Here is a 13,902-nt window from a genome sequence, read left to right on the forward strand (position 1 = left end):
TGATTAACGATACGATGGTGGCAATATTCTCTTAGTCCCTGGACAACTGAAGACCAAACGGATTATTCAACTTTTTTCTGGAGATTTAGACAATGCGGATATCCAAAGTGTATACCCGTACAGGTGATGCGGGGAAAACCCGATTGGCTGGAGGACAGGAAGTCTGGAAAGATTCCGTTCGGGTGGAAGCCTATGGCACGGTGGACGAATTAAATTCCATGCTTGGCTTGGCTCGTGTGTCGAATGGACAGGCCGGAACGAGTGCTGAGGTTTCTGAGGATATGGGAAAGATTTTGAAGTGGACGCAAAATAAATTATTTGATTTGGGTGGTATTCTCGCTACAGCTCCGGGAGAATCCTTCCCGAATATGCCAACCGTGACTCCGGAAGATGTGGCCCACTTGGAACATCTTATTGATGAGTGCCAAAAGGATCTGGCGCCCTTGAAAGAATTTATTTTGCCCGGTGGGGGAGAACTCGCCGCGTTGCTGCATGTCGCCCGTACCATTTGTCGTCGTGCCGAACGGTTGTGTGTCACGCTGTCGAGGGAAGAACCGATCGAGCGCGAATTGGTTGTTTTTCTCAATCGGCTTAGTGATGCGTTATTTGTGTTTGCCCGGTGGGTGACGAACAAACAGGGAGAAGCAGAATTCCTGTGGGAGAGAGAACAGCCAATTTTACCAAAGAGCTAGCAGGGTTCTATTTTTGTAATACGTTTTCAGAAACCATGCTGTGATGGTCCAATGGGTTGAGTTTAGTAAGAACAATTCTATGGGGTCTATTCGTCAATCTCATCTGCGTCCCTTCAGGGAGGGTCTTTCTCCACTGTCAAAGGATTCTGGTCTTCATGCGACAAAGAAAAAGGCCACAGACGCCTCTAACCTGATATTTGTCCTTGGGGGAGCACGATCGGGAAAAAGTACGTTTGCGTTACAACAGGGCAAAGCAAAATCCCCACGGGCATTCGTCGCAACAGGAGAACCGTTCGATCGGGAAATGGCGGGTCGCATACAGAAGCATCAGCGGTCGCGGGGCCGCGGGTGGGAGACCATTGAAATTCCTACCAGGATTTCCGAATGGCTGGCCGAAGAAGGGTCGAGCTATCCCAGTATTGTCGTTGATTGTTTAACGCTGTGGCTGAATAATCTCTTGCGAGATAAGGTGCGACCTTCGCAAGTCCCGACACATGTCAGGGCATTCCTTCGGTCCGCTCGGGCCTGTCGCGGTCAGGTTGTTGTGGTTAGTAATGAGTTAGGTCTCGGCTTGGTGCCCGGGGATGCGATCAGCCGGTCATTTCGAGATGTGGCGGGCCGGATGAATCAACTGGTCGCGGCTGAAGCTGATGAAGTCTATTTTTTGGTGAGTGGCCTGCCTCTCAGACTGAAGTAACCGATGAGCCATTCTTCTCCGTTCATTCAGGAAACTCTTTCGGCGATTCAACTGGTCTCAGATGCCGGTGTGCGTCGCGCTCAGTTGTCATGGGATCGTCTAACGAAACCTCAGGGCAGCCTTGGTCGGCTAGAGTCCTTAGGAACCCAGTACGTCTCGATAACCCAGTCGCTTCCCGTAAAAAATCCGGAGGCCATGGTGTTTGTCCTGGCTGCGGATCATGGGGTGGCAAGAGAAGGTGTGAGCGCCTATCCCTCATCGGTCACGGCACAAATGGTCAAAAACTTTTTACAAGGCGGGGCAGCGATCAATGTTTTGGCCCGCCAGATTGGAGCAAAGGTTCGCATCGTGGATATGGGCGTTCAAGAGGACATGGGTGCCCCATCCGGGTTGTGGGTGAGAAAGATCGGATTGGGGACCAGAAATTTTTGTGAAGGCCCTGCCATGAGTCGGGAACAAGCCGTTCAAAGTGTGGAAGATGGCATTCGTCTTGTCCAGGAAGCGCACGCTGACGGGATTCGATTAATTGGAGTCGGAGAAATGGGCATTGGGAATACCACTGTCAGCAGTGCCATTACTGCGGTGATGACCCGCCATTCTGTGGCCGACGTGACCGGGAAAGGCACAGGAGTGGATCCTTCGCAATTGGCGAAAAAAATTCAGGTGATTGAGCGGGGCATCCAACGAAATACACCCGATGCTCACGATCCTTTGGATGTGCTGGCGAAGGTTGGGGGATTTGAAATCGGCGGATTGGTGGGGATTCTTGTGGGTGCGGCGGCATGTCGGGTGCCCGTGGTTCTGGACGGGTTTATTACCGGGGTCGCTGCATTGTTGGCCGTTGCCCTGGAGCCTCATTGTCAGGCCTATATGATTCCTTCCCATGTCTCTGCGGAACCCGGGCATCGTTTGATTATGCATGCATTAGGGTTTCATCCCCTGTTGGATTTGGATCTGCGGCTCGGGGAAGGCACGGGAGCCTGTTTGGCTATCGGATTGCTTCAATCGAGTTTGGCCTGTTTGACGCAAATGGCCACATTCGAAAGCGCGGGTGTGGATGAGGCCGTACGACCGTTCCCGGAATTGGCATGAGGAGTCTATGGGCGTCGTTTTCTTTGGCGTGGCAACTGCTGACAATCATTCCTCTTCCAGGAGGTTCGGGGTCGAAGATTCCTTCAGTGACGTTCGGAGCCTCCCTTCGCTGGTTTCCTCTTGTCGGATTTCTGCTTGGCGCGAGCCTTGTCATAATCGATCGATTCTTGGCGAGCCTCTTTCCGCCCGTCGTGTTGAATATGGTGATGCTGACTCTCTACGTGCTGGTCACAGGAGGTCTCCATCTTGATGGTTGGGCTGATACGATTGATGCCCTATCCGGGGGAAGGGATCACGAACATCGGCTCATGATTCTCCGGGATTCTCGAATAGGTGCGCTTGGGGCCACAGGCTTGATACTAATTCTTGGGCTTCGCTATGCCGGACTTCTGGCCCTGCCAGCAGGAATTCGAGAGGGCATATTGTTCTGTATGCCGGCTATTGGGCGATGGGCGATGGTGATCGGTTGCTGGGGTGTTGTCTATCCCCGATCAGAAGGGTTGGCTGCGCAGTTTATCCGGACAGTGATGCGGCGGGATGTTCTGATGGCCACAATGGTTGTGGGGTTGGGGGTGTGGGCAATGTTTGACGCGGTCACTGCGGCTATGCTGCTGATTGTTGTGTGCCTGGTGGTTCGATTGGTCGTCTGGTGGATGTCCAGGAAGTTTGGCGGGATCACGGGAGATGTGTTGGGAGCAATGAATGAGGGGGTTGAAGTGCTCTTTCTAATTTTAGGTCCGGTCCTCCTCGTGTTTTCAGAGTTTGGGAAATAATGAACAGGACAATTCATAAACGGGAGGCCGATTCCGTATGACACGAACCTATCCTAAACAGTGTGAACGTTGCGGTCGGGCCTTTGAGTGCGGACTCTCACGATGCTGGTGTAAGGATGTTCCCGTGAGTGACGCCCAATATGACAGCATCGCGAAACGTTATGATGACTGCGTTTGCCCGACTTGCCTTGCAGAATTGACCGGAAACACGTCTGACCCTTCCGTATCAAAACTCCCGGGCTAACGGTGGCGGATGACCTGACGGGGTTCAAATTTCTTGCGGTGTGCGTCGTTGATCTGATGATAGGCGATCCCCGCTGGTTGCCTCACCCTGTCCGTCTGATGGGGGTCATCATTCAAAGATATGAACGCCTGACGTTAGAGCGAATTTCGAGCACATGGGCAAAAAAATTGGCCGGGATGGGATTGGCCGTGGGGCTTCCCCTTGGAGCCTTTTTTGTAACCAAGGGTATCCTGGTATGGGCTGAACTGGTGCATGAACAATTTGGCATGGTGATATGGGTGCTGCTGGGCTCTACCACTCTTGCCGGCCGGGATTTGTGGGGTCATGCCATGCGGGTCCATCGGGAATTGAAAACGGGGTCACTCGTATCGGCTCGGGTTGAGGTCGGCCGGTTGGTAGGGCGTGACACGGTTGACCTTTCAGAAGAAGAAATTGTTCGGGCGACAGTAGAATCCGTATCTGAAAATACCTCCGATGGCATCGTGGCGCCGCTGATCTATCTCGCGTTGGGCGGACCTGCCTGTGCCATGGCCTATAAAGCCATCAGTACGTTGGACTCGATGGTTGGCTATCGTAATGATCGCTATCGTGACTTTGGCTGGGCATCGGCGCGAGCTGATGATCTTGTCAATTGGGTTCCGGCTCGGCTTACGGCGGTGGCGATGAGTATAGCTGCGGCGATTCGATTGGGTACCGGTATTTCAGCCTGGAAAATCTGTTGGCGGGATGCTCGGGATCACCCCAGTCCGAATAGTGGGTGGCCCGAAGCGGCCATGGCTGGTGCTCTTGGAGTCCAACTCGGTGGGGGTAATGTGTATGGTGGGGTGCGGGAAGCGAGGGCCAGATTGGGTGATCGGATCACGACCTGTTCAATGGCACTTATTCCTGTCGCGTTACAAGTCATGGGGATGGCCTATGGGCTATTGTTTTTGGGGATCATGGGTTGGGTGATGTGGTGACGCAGCCGGTTGTGCATGGAGGGCGGGTTCATCAGGTCGCGAAGGCGTTCCGACGATCCGTGGATTCCTTTATGGATTTTAGTGCCAGTATTAATCCCTTGGGTCCACCCGCTTCCGTGTTGAGGGCTATGCAGCAAGCCATACCCGCCTGCGGGCATTATCCCGATCCTTCCGCTGAAGGGTTGCGTAAACGACTGGCCAAAGAGCATGGAATCTCATCGGACTCGATTGCGTTGGGTAACGGGTCGTCCGAATTGATTCGGAATTTACCTCTGGCTTTATCCCTTCGGCATGGATATGTGGCAGCTCCTACGTTTATGGAGTATGAGGAATCTCTTTATTTAGCAGGTGCGCGTTGTACGCATGTCCTGGCCACCTCCGGCGAACAGTATGCTCCTCCTATGGAAGAGCTTTCGCTTCTCGTGGACGCGATTTGCTTTAGTTCTCAGAAGGCCGCGTGCAAGGATGGAGAATCGCATACGGCCGTGTTTGTTTGTAATCCGAATAGTCCGACGGGAAGAGTCGTGACGGCCCGATCCCTTCGAACGCTGTATCGGAAAATTGAAGAAGCCGGGCTTTGGATGGTAGTTGACGAGGCCTTTATCGATTTTTGCCCTTCGTATTCCCTCATCAAGGAGATTTCGACCGCCAGACGATTGCTCATTCTCAGAAGCTTTACGAAATTTTATGGAATGCCGGGAATTCGCCTTGGGTACCTGGTGGGGGCGCCGGAGACGGTTGCCAGAATACGTCGGCTACTCCCTCCGTGGTCGGTCAGCCATTTTGCGCAGGTGGCGGGTGTCGCGGCGGTAGGTGATGTCCGGTATCGGCAACGGAGTGTAAAATTTATGCGCCAGGAACGACCACGTTTTATAAGACAATTGCGGGCAGTCTCGGGGTTGCGGGTCATTCCCACCTCCGCGAATTTTGTGATGGTGGAGTTACCTTCGACATGTGTGACCGCCGGCCTTGTTGCACGACTGGCCCGACAAGGGATTCTGGTTCGGGATTGTCAGACATTCTCTGGAATGACTCAGCCGGCACTTCGGCTTGCCATCCGTCACCCACGTGATAATAATAGGGTGATTCATGCCCTAAAAAAGGCCTTGCGGGAGGGATGGGATTAGGAACGGTAGACGGAAGATCAGGCTGACTACTCCTGATTCCCATAATGGCAAGCAACCTCAGGGAGGATACCTATAGAAGCACGCAGGAATCATGTGTGCTATAACATCAATAGAAATCGGGTCCCCATAGGATCAGATCTCTCTGGTCAGGGGATGATCCCCTCTAAGTAGATAAGAGGTTTTTCAGAAAATAACAATGGATAAATGGCATGTCGACTCAATTTAAAAAGATCTTCGGATATCTTCTCGTTGTTTTCCTGGTTATAGGATTTTTTGTGCTGTATCGCTATGTGCAGCCGACAGGGTATCAGCTTCCAGATGATCCTCTTGCGATGGAGGCCTTGGAGTTGGTCAAAAAACACCGATCACGGGAGGGCTACACGCTGGACGAAGCGGTTCAATTGATGGTGGATGACTTGAAAACCAAAGGTATACCCTTTCGTGAGGGAGATTGGCAGGTAAAGGCTCAAGGTGAAGATAAATATATGGTGCGTAAGATTGTGCGGGAGAAAGGCTCCGTGGAGTGGATCGAGCGGGAATATGCCTGGAGAGTGGATAGTAAGGAAAAATCGATACGGGTGATTTCGTTAGCAGCCCAACAGTTGATGCCGTTTGAGAATTTGCCGCCACTTCCCCATGGAGATCAAATTTCCTCCCTTCCTCATAGAATGCTGAAAGTTCCTGTCCTGACCAATGTCGAAGGAAAATCTGCTAACGGTGTTCTTCTTACTTAAACCCCTCACGTTACCCACCCGAACATTTCTCCTTACCCGTCTTATTCGTGAATGGGTAGTGGGAATTGATGGTAAGAACGATATTTTTTAAATAGTTGAGTGTATCACTATACTATTCCTGCCTATTCTCAGGTGTCTGTTGGGCGACGTGGATGATGCCATCAATCACCCGTACCTCATAGCATGGTACGTTCCAGCTCGGGCTCGGGTTTTTTTGGCATACACCCGTTTTGATATGAAACTTCCATCCATGCCAGGGGCATTCGACAAAATCTCCAGCTACCGTTCCCTCCCCAAGTGGCCCTCCGGCATGTGGACAGGTATTATCCATGGCATAGATCACCCCATTGAGATTAACTAAGGCAATGCCGTGTTCATGGAGCTCAATACTTTGACAGGTGCCTGGAGGGAGATCCTGAATCTTGGCAACCGGATGAAAGTTTAAGGACATGTTCAACTCTAAACGGCCAAAACCCTTAATATATCAACTTCTTCCGGTCGCAACAATAGGCTTATGACCTCTCTTGATTCTCTGGATTGGTCGGTGATATAGGAACAGAGTTTTATCCAACCTGGCGAGATTTCTGGGGCACGTTCGTATGGAAATGACCCTGCTACTCAATGCTACCTATGAGCCATTGCGAGTCGTGCATTGGCAAAAAGCCATTAATTTGTTGTGGCAAGGAAAAGTTGAAGTCCTTGAATTTTATGATCGGGATATTCGAGGGGTGTCCATTTCCTTTAAATTGCCATCCGTGATGCGTCTCCTCAACATGGTCAAACTCCGGTCGAATCATCATGCGGTGAAATTTTCTCGCATCAATATTTTTACACGGGATCGGTATACCTGCCAATATTGCTCCACACGGTTTCGAACGGAGGAATTAACCTTTGACCATGTGGTGCCTATTGCCAAAGGCGGGAGGAAAACCTGGGAGAATATAGTGACGGCATGCTGGCGATGTAATAACCGGAAAAGCGGTCGTACTCCTAAAGAGGCAGGGATGAAGTTGCTCAAGGAGCCCGTCAAGCCTAAATGGACTCCCCGCCTGACACTCATGATCGGCATCCGCCATGCCCCGGAAAGTTGGCGGGATTATTTATATTGGAATGTGGAATTGGATGCGGATTCCTAGATTCTCTAATTCTCCTGGTTCCTGATGGTTGTTAGCAGGAACATTGTTCTATGGTTTCTGCTGAGGGACGACCAAAACGGAACTTCATGCCCTCACAAACAGCGAATTCTACACATTAGGTTGGACCCGAGCTATTGCGCGATGAGAAGGGTCCTCACTGATCTGTCCACTTTCTCACAATTCTTTGAAAATTTATACCCTAGACCCGAACAGGCAGGACGTTCAGGTTTTATCTGCCAATCCGGGTCAAGGAATTGAGGAAGCAAGCACTAAGCTAGGACACTTCGATGAGGGGAATCGGTGCTCGCTCGGCTTGTTTCCGTAGGCCACAATTAATACACCAGAAGACCAGAAGAGACATTCCCGATTCCATGTCGACTTCCCGATCAAGTAACATCGTTCCCTGGCATTTTTCACAGCGATACATAGATGAATCTCCTGTGGTTCTACCGGTCAGGCTTAAGGAGTCATCAGAATCAATATGGAAGAGACTTACCGGCGTTTGGCCAAAAATGTATGAAGACCAAAAAAATGAATGAAGCCTTGGGCACTGATTCTTCAGACGCGCTGACTCGGAGTGTGAATAAAAAACTGCATGGTACTGAATGAAGGATTTCTCAAAAAGAGGGGCAATCTACCATAGGCAAAAAGGTAAAAGCTATGGAATTCAAGAGGGCAACTGAGAATTGGTGAAACATGGTTTCACTTTTGACTTATAGCGGAAATGGAGTGAAGATTTACATATCATCTGCCGGTTGATGCGTCATGGTTTGTCAAATGTTCTAGACGGATTCCAGCGAAAGCGTATGAGATGATGATCAAAAACCGATACTGGCAGAGGAGGTTGTGAGTTTGGATCTATTGCCTAATATTCAGCCCCCTGTCCCAGCAGAGCCTGAATGGGTTTCCTGGTCTGATGAACAGCTGTTGAATCTCCGGTTGTCCGATTTAAAGATCCGTATTTCAGGAACTGAATTGGGTCAATGTGTACGCCAGCTATACCGCGAATTGAAAGATCAAGGGTTGGTGTTTCGTCCCCACATATGGTTGTCTGACGATTGGTATTCACCCGATGGCACGCCGGGTCTTGCCGTCCCGTTTTATATGGGGCATCCGCGGTTAGCGAAACTGGAACTCAATCAAATGTTGGAAGTGGAGGGCGGAACCCCGGAATGGTGTATGCGCATTCTTCGACACGAAACGGGTCATGCGATTGAGAATGCCTACCGCTTACGGCGGCGGCGCAGCCGACAACACATGTTCGGACATACTTCGGTTCCGTATCCAGATTGTTATTTGCCAAAGCCCTACAGTAAAAGTTTTGTGTTGCATCTTGATATGTGGTATGCCCAGAGTCATCCCGACGAGGATTTTGCGGAAACCTTTGCTGTCTGGCTCACCCCGCACTCACATTGGCGTGAGCGTTATGCAGGATGGCCGGCACTTAAAAAATTGGAGTATATGGACGGGCTTATGAAGGAGTTGGTGGGGGTTGCGCCCATTGTGACGACCAGGGAACAGGTGGATCCGATTCACCGTCTTCACAAAACGCTCCGGGAACATTACCAGAGCAAGCGGGAACGATACGGGCTGGACTACCCAAACTTTTATGATCGGGACTTGCGGCGTCTCTTTTCGGGGGACCCGGATCAATCGACAAATCTGTCCGCTGAAAATTTTATTAGGAAGTTCAGAAAAGAAGTCCGGCGGAAGGTTGCTGCATGGACGGGAGAGTATCAATATACCATTGATCAGGTTTTGCAGGATATGATGGCGCATTGCCGAGAACGGAACTTACGGTTAGCCGTTTCTGAAGAGCAGGCAAAAGTGGATTTTACCATTTTATTGACGGTGCAAACGATGAACTATTTGCATGGTGGACGCCATCGGGTGGTGTTATGAGAAAACTTCGTGTCATGGCCCTTATGCATCAAGATCTTGTGCCCCCCGACGATGTGGAACATGCCGATTTGGCCGAGGTCGAATGGAAAACCGAATTTGATGTGGTCTCCACTCTACGCGATCTTGGCCATGAAGTGATGGCCGTCGGCGTGAGGGACGATTTAAGCGTCATTGATAACCTGGTAACGGATTGGAAACCTCACATCGCCTTCAATCTGTTGGAAGAATTCAATGGCAATCCGGAGTTCGATCAAAATGTGGTGTCCTATTTGGAGCTCCTGGGAGTGCCTTATACCGGTTGTAATCCCAAGGGGCTCGTGCTCACTCGTGATAAAGGCTGGTCAAAAAAAATTATGGCCTACCATGGCATTCGATGCCCGGAGTTTGTGGTCTATCCTATGGGGCGGGTGATCAAGTGGGCAGAAGAGTTTCCCTTTCCGGTCATTGTCAAATCCATTAGTGAGGAAGCATCCCTCGGTATTTCTCAAGCGTCTATCGTCCATGACGAGGACAAATTAAAAGAACGTGTTGAATTTGTGCATCAGAGTGTGGGCACGAGTGTCATTGTCGAGCGGTATATTGAAGGACGGGAATTATACGTGGGTGTGTTAGGGAATCGACGTTTGCAAGCCCTGCCGGTCTGGGAACTTCACCTGAAAAATCTTCCTCCTGATGCTCTGCCGATTGCGACTGCCAGAGTGAAATGGAGCACGAAATATCAAAAAAAATATGGGATTCAATCGGGTGAGGTCGAGGGATTAAGTCTTAAGTTGGTGCGTCATATTCAACAAACGGCCAAACGGGTTTTTCATATTTTGGGCTTAAACGGCTATGCACGAATGGATTTTCGGTTAGACCCTCAGGAACATCTCTATATTCTGGAAGCCAATCCCAATGCCCAACTAGCCTATGGTGAAGATCTCGCCGAGTCGGCTGAACGAGCCGGTATTTCCTATGAAGCGCTGATTCAACGCATACTGAATATCGGGCTAAGTTGGAAACCCGAAAGCCAGCGGTAATGGGAATCCTAGGACAATATGCCCCGAGCAGGGTCGAAGGAATTGTCAGGTGGGACTTTTTGACCACTCCCTCTTGCTCTGAGATGTAGACCGTAGAATAATTTCCTTGAACCTCTGTGTTGTGTTTCTGTGAGAAAATGAACCTTGTGTGAATATTGCGTGGTTATAACACCCGGACTAGTTTGTTCCAGAGAAATGCAAGGTCATGAATTCTTTAATCCTGCTTGCCAAGTGGCAAGGGCCAACAGTGGAAAGGGGTCGGTCACCTGAATGAGATGGCTTGCCCGGTGGGAAGAGAATTACGGAAGACAACAAGCAACAACAGACTTGCCCACTACTCAATCCATTTCAAAAGCCATATACGAAGATCTGGCAAAATTTCAAAATCCACTAATAAACTTAAAAACATAATAATCCCAAGAATAACCGCACATACCAACCCAAAGAGAAGAACGCGGGCATTCCCTCGTTCCTCCGGAATCGACCAACGGCGCTTCACATCCCAATATAAGTACCAACTTCCCCATATCGAGAAGACTACTAACAGAATACTTGAACTTATATCTAGTGAATCCATCGTTTCTAACAAGATGAAGACAGCGTAGAATTTTTATGGTTGAAGCGTTGGCGTCCTCGCACTAATCATTATCTTACATGCCCTGAAAACGCCTACTTCGCGATGTTGGTGCTCCCTATTCAATCTTTAGTCCATCTTGCCCACCCAGAAGGTGAAGGCCACACTCTCTTTATGGAAAATATTCAACAGTCCCATGGAGATTGTAGACGAATTTCCTTAGTCCACTGGGCTGCATTTGGTGCCTGCAAGGGAAGGAATATTGTATGGTTGTACTCGGCGGACTATTATATTTGAGAGAAGAATATGGTCATGAGTTCTTTAATCCTGCTTGCCAAGTGGCAAGGGCCAACAAGGGAAAGTAGTGTGCGTACAAATGGTATTTCAAATAGAAAACGTTAGGGAAGCCGGTTCCTGTCATAAGTTCTTCGTCCCACCCACCCTGTTGATTCTGATGTGTAAGTAGCCATTCGATCCCCTGATGAACATTTTTTGAAGTTCGATCGCCAGCCGCTTCAAGTGCGAGTAAGCCCCAGGCTGTTTGTGAAGGTGTGCTTGATGCGGGAACAAATTCCTGCTTTTCATAGCTGGCACAGCTTTCCCCCCAACCACCATCCTGGTTTTGGATTGAGCGTACCCATGTGGCGGCACGCTGGATTGCGGAGTTTGCAGTTGGGGAACCACTTGCGCGAAGGCCGCGTACGGCGAGAAATGTTCCATAGGTATAATTTACGCCCCAGCGTCCATCCCAACTCCCGTTGGCTTGTTGGTGGCCCAAAAGAAATTGGACGGCACGGGCGATTGCCGGATGTTGGTGTGTGTAATCACGCCTGCAGAGTGCCTCCAATACCCGTCCCGTAATGTCCGGGCAGCTTGGATCAAGCATGGCATTGTGGTCTGCGAAGGGGACCTTATTCAGTAAGGCCCAATTATTATCGACATCAAAGGCAGCCCAACCTCCGTCCGAGGACTGCATCCCTAATAACCAGTTGATGGCACGCCCTTCGGCGCGAGTCTGCCGGTCAGGATCCGAGGCCTTGGCATGTTCAAGTGCCAACAGGACCATGGCGGTATCGTCGATGTCCGGGTAGAGTTCGTTCGCAAATTGGAAGGGCCATCCTCCAGGCTGTAAATCCGGACGCTTTACGGACCAATCTCCCTTGCGGCGAACCTCTTTGCTTAATAACCAGTCGGCTGCCCGCTGCATAGCCTGCGGTTCCCCAACGCCGAGTTCTCCCAATGCAAACATTGAGATGGCAGTATCCCATACCGGTGATAAGCTTGGCTGAAACTGCAGAGCACCTTCCTTTTCAAGAATGAGTCCTTCGAGTTGGCCAAGGGTTTCAATAAAGTCGGGATGGTCACGCTCATAGCCAAGAGCATCCATCGCCATGAGGGCGTACATCATCCCCGGAAAAATTGCTCCCAACCCATCCGTGAACCGCATGTGATCCAGCATCCACTTCTCTGCTTCGCGGATCGCCTTGGCGCGAATATCCTTAAATCCCCGTTTTTCCCAGATTTTTAAAATCTTATCCACTTGATGAAACATGAGAGAAAAGGGATCTTTTTTCGGAAATCGCAGCTTCCGATTGGGCACCATTAGTTCGTCAACGGTCCAATTCCCAGGCACTCTACGTTGTGCCCCGGACGCTTGAAGAATGGAAAGTGGGACGACGATGGCCCGACTCCACGATGAAATTTCATACAAGACATTCCCAGGGATAAGGACGAGTTCAGGCGGCACACTGGGAGTGTACTTTCTTGGGAAAAGACCAAACATGCTTAGATTATTTTTGGTATAGCTATTGGTTGCCTGAAGCCCACCAAGGGCAAGAATACATTCACGTGCCCGCTGCATAAGTGGTTGGTCAGGATCATGGCCGCCAACCCGAAGTGCCACGTACGCACGGGTTGTTGCATTCACCTCGGCTGGGCCCTCTGAGTAGATATTCCACCCCCCATCTGAAAGTTGGCGGTCAAGGATGGTGCGTATGGCCTCCTTCACTTTGGTCTGAATCCGAGGCTCCCACACACCGTTTTCCGGTGGATAGAGCCAGAGTAAAAGCAACACGTAGTCGGATTCCAATGTTGTGTCGGCAGTAAGATCGCCCTGCCAAAACCCTTGAGAATATTGTTTCGCCAATAGTGAACGCGCAGAAACTTGTGTGGTTTGATATGCTTGTTGTTCAAGTTCCTCTACATTCGCTTTAAAAGAAGCAAGTTCCGCGAAGGCGTCTGTAGACTGTGTGGGTATGATACTTGCGGAAGGTTCTCTCATGAGTTCTCCTGATTGTGTTTGAGATTGGATCTCCAGAACAAGCGCAGCTCGTTGCTCGCGAGTTGGTGGGGCTAATCCCATCGCATCTCTGAACCACAACCCTTCGGTAGCAAGCCGTCCAACGAGGGAGCGGGTTGGATCAACGGTATTAGCCAAAAAAATGCTTTGCCAATTTTGGTATCGCTCTCGAATGGGATCAAGGAGATTGGGGTTGATCGCAAGAGCGGCCATGAGAATTGAGGCAATTTCGTGGCCCTGCAGGGAGCGATGGCTTATAGGATTTTCGACTATATCAGTCTCAATTGCTGGCCAGGGAAGCTCTTCATCAATGGAGCTGGAGAGAAAATTCCCAACTTGTTTCCGGTCTAAATCCTGGATGAGTAACTCTATGAGCCCTGTCAGTAACTGTTCTTTCCCCTCAAAATGATAGAGTAACCCACCCTTGCTCAGTCCAGCTTCCCGAGCGACATGCTCCAGTGTCAACGCACTGGCTCCGTCCCGTCCCAACAGGTCAATAGCGGTCTCAAGAATTAAATAACGGGTTGAAGTCAGCATTGCTATGTACTGTACCGTCTAGCTGGTTTAGATTCAAATGGGAAATTTGGTAATACCCATAGAAAAGGAAAGATGACAATCATGCGATGGATTAAAGACCATGCAGCAAAATATCCA

Annotated in this window: 14 protein-coding genes; 11 read left to right on the forward strand and 3 right to left on the reverse strand. The window is 50.1% G+C overall.

Going from position 1 to position 13,902, the window contains the following annotated elements:
- Positions 1-92: 92 nt before the first annotated feature.
- From PJI16_17790 to PJI16_17825, 8 genes are all read left to right on the forward strand, one after another.
- Positions 93-692: a cob(I)yrinic acid a,c-diamide adenosyltransferase gene (locus tag PJI16_17790; GenBank protein MDT3779418.1), complete on the forward strand. Its 600-nt coding sequence runs from the start codon at positions 93-95 to the stop codon at positions 690-692.
- A gap of 79 nt (positions 693-771) precedes the next feature.
- On the forward strand, positions 772-1,389 hold the full coding sequence (gene cobU / locus PJI16_17795) for a bifunctional adenosylcobinamide kinase/adenosylcobinamide-phosphate guanylyltransferase (GenBank protein ID MDT3779419.1): 618 nt from the start codon (positions 772-774) through the stop codon (positions 1,387-1,389).
- A gap of 3 nt (positions 1,390-1,392) precedes the next feature.
- Positions 1,393-2,481, forward strand: coding sequence for a nicotinate-nucleotide--dimethylbenzimidazole phosphoribosyltransferase (gene cobT, locus PJI16_17800; GenBank protein ID MDT3779420.1), 1,089 nt, complete (start codon positions 1,393-1,395; stop codon positions 2,479-2,481).
- Positions 2,478-3,254, forward strand: a complete 777-nt coding sequence (gene cobS, locus PJI16_17805; GenBank protein ID MDT3779421.1) for an adenosylcobinamide-GDP ribazoletransferase — start codon at positions 2,478-2,480, stop codon at positions 3,252-3,254. The genes cobT and cobS overlap by 4 nt, the downstream gene beginning before the upstream one ends.
- Positions 3,255-3,291: 37 nt before the next feature.
- The gene (locus tag PJI16_17810; protein MDT3779422.1) at positions 3,292-3,498 is read left to right on the forward strand and encodes a cysteine-rich CWC family protein; all 207 of its coding nucleotides are present in this window, start codon (positions 3,292-3,294) and stop codon (positions 3,496-3,498) included.
- Positions 3,499-3,500: 2 nt separating this feature from the next.
- Complete coding sequence (gene cbiB, locus PJI16_17815; GenBank protein ID MDT3779423.1) at positions 3,501-4,457, forward strand: adenosylcobinamide-phosphate synthase CbiB; 957 nt, start codon at positions 3,501-3,503, stop codon at positions 4,455-4,457.
- Positions 4,451-5,584, forward strand: coding sequence for a threonine-phosphate decarboxylase CobD (gene cobD, locus PJI16_17820; protein MDT3779424.1), 1,134 nt, complete (start codon positions 4,451-4,453; stop codon positions 5,582-5,584). The genes cbiB and cobD overlap by 7 nt, the downstream gene beginning before the upstream one ends.
- Before the next feature lie 209 nt (positions 5,585-5,793).
- Positions 5,794-6,318 carry a hypothetical protein gene (locus PJI16_17825; protein ID MDT3779425.1) on the forward strand — a complete coding sequence of 175 codons (525 nt, stop codon included), beginning with the start codon at positions 5,794-5,796 and terminating at the stop codon, positions 6,316-6,318.
- Between the two features lie 112 nt (positions 6,319-6,430).
- Here the strand turns inward: PJI16_17825 and PJI16_17830 are convergent, their stop codons facing one another.
- Complete coding sequence (locus PJI16_17830; protein MDT3779426.1) at positions 6,431-6,769, reverse strand: Rieske 2Fe-2S domain-containing protein; 339 nt, start codon at positions 6,767-6,769, stop codon at positions 6,431-6,433.
- 148 nt (positions 6,770-6,917) lie between these two features.
- Between PJI16_17830 and PJI16_17835 the strand changes: the two genes are divergently transcribed.
- Entirely contained in the window at positions 6,918-7,454 is a 537-nt protein-coding gene (locus PJI16_17835) for an HNH endonuclease (protein MDT3779427.1), read from the forward strand.
- A 274-nt stretch (positions 7,455-7,728) separates the two neighbouring features.
- On the opposite strand, the gene PJI16_17840 is transcribed toward PJI16_17835, so the two are convergent.
- Positions 7,729-7,881, reverse strand: a complete 153-nt coding sequence (locus PJI16_17840) for a hypothetical protein (GenBank protein ID MDT3779428.1) — start codon at positions 7,879-7,881, stop codon at positions 7,729-7,731.
- A gap of 425 nt (positions 7,882-8,306) precedes the next feature.
- Here PJI16_17840 and PJI16_17845 point away from each other — a divergent pair, with 425 nt between their 5' ends.
- Both PJI16_17845 and PJI16_17850 read left to right on the forward strand, forming a co-directional pair.
- Positions 8,307-9,356 carry a hypothetical protein gene (locus PJI16_17845; GenBank protein MDT3779429.1) on the forward strand — a complete coding sequence of 350 codons (1,050 nt, stop codon included), beginning with the start codon at positions 8,307-8,309 and terminating at the stop codon, positions 9,354-9,356.
- Positions 9,353-10,375, forward strand: coding sequence for an ATP-grasp domain-containing protein (locus PJI16_17850; protein ID MDT3779430.1), 1,023 nt, complete (start codon positions 9,353-9,355; stop codon positions 10,373-10,375). Before PJI16_17845 ends, PJI16_17850 begins: the two co-directional genes overlap by 4 nt.
- An 884-nt stretch (positions 10,376-11,259) precedes the next feature.
- Here the strand turns inward: PJI16_17850 and shc are convergent.
- On the reverse strand, positions 11,260-13,785 hold the full coding sequence (gene shc / locus PJI16_17855) for a squalene--hopene cyclase (GenBank protein MDT3779431.1): 2,526 nt from the start codon (positions 13,783-13,785) through the stop codon (positions 11,260-11,262).
- Positions 13,786-13,902 lie beyond the last annotated feature (117 nt).

This window comes from Nitrospira sp. MA-1 (assembly GCA_032139905.1).
Taxonomy (GTDB): domain Bacteria; phylum Nitrospirota; class Nitrospiria; order Nitrospirales; family UBA8639; genus Nitrospira_E.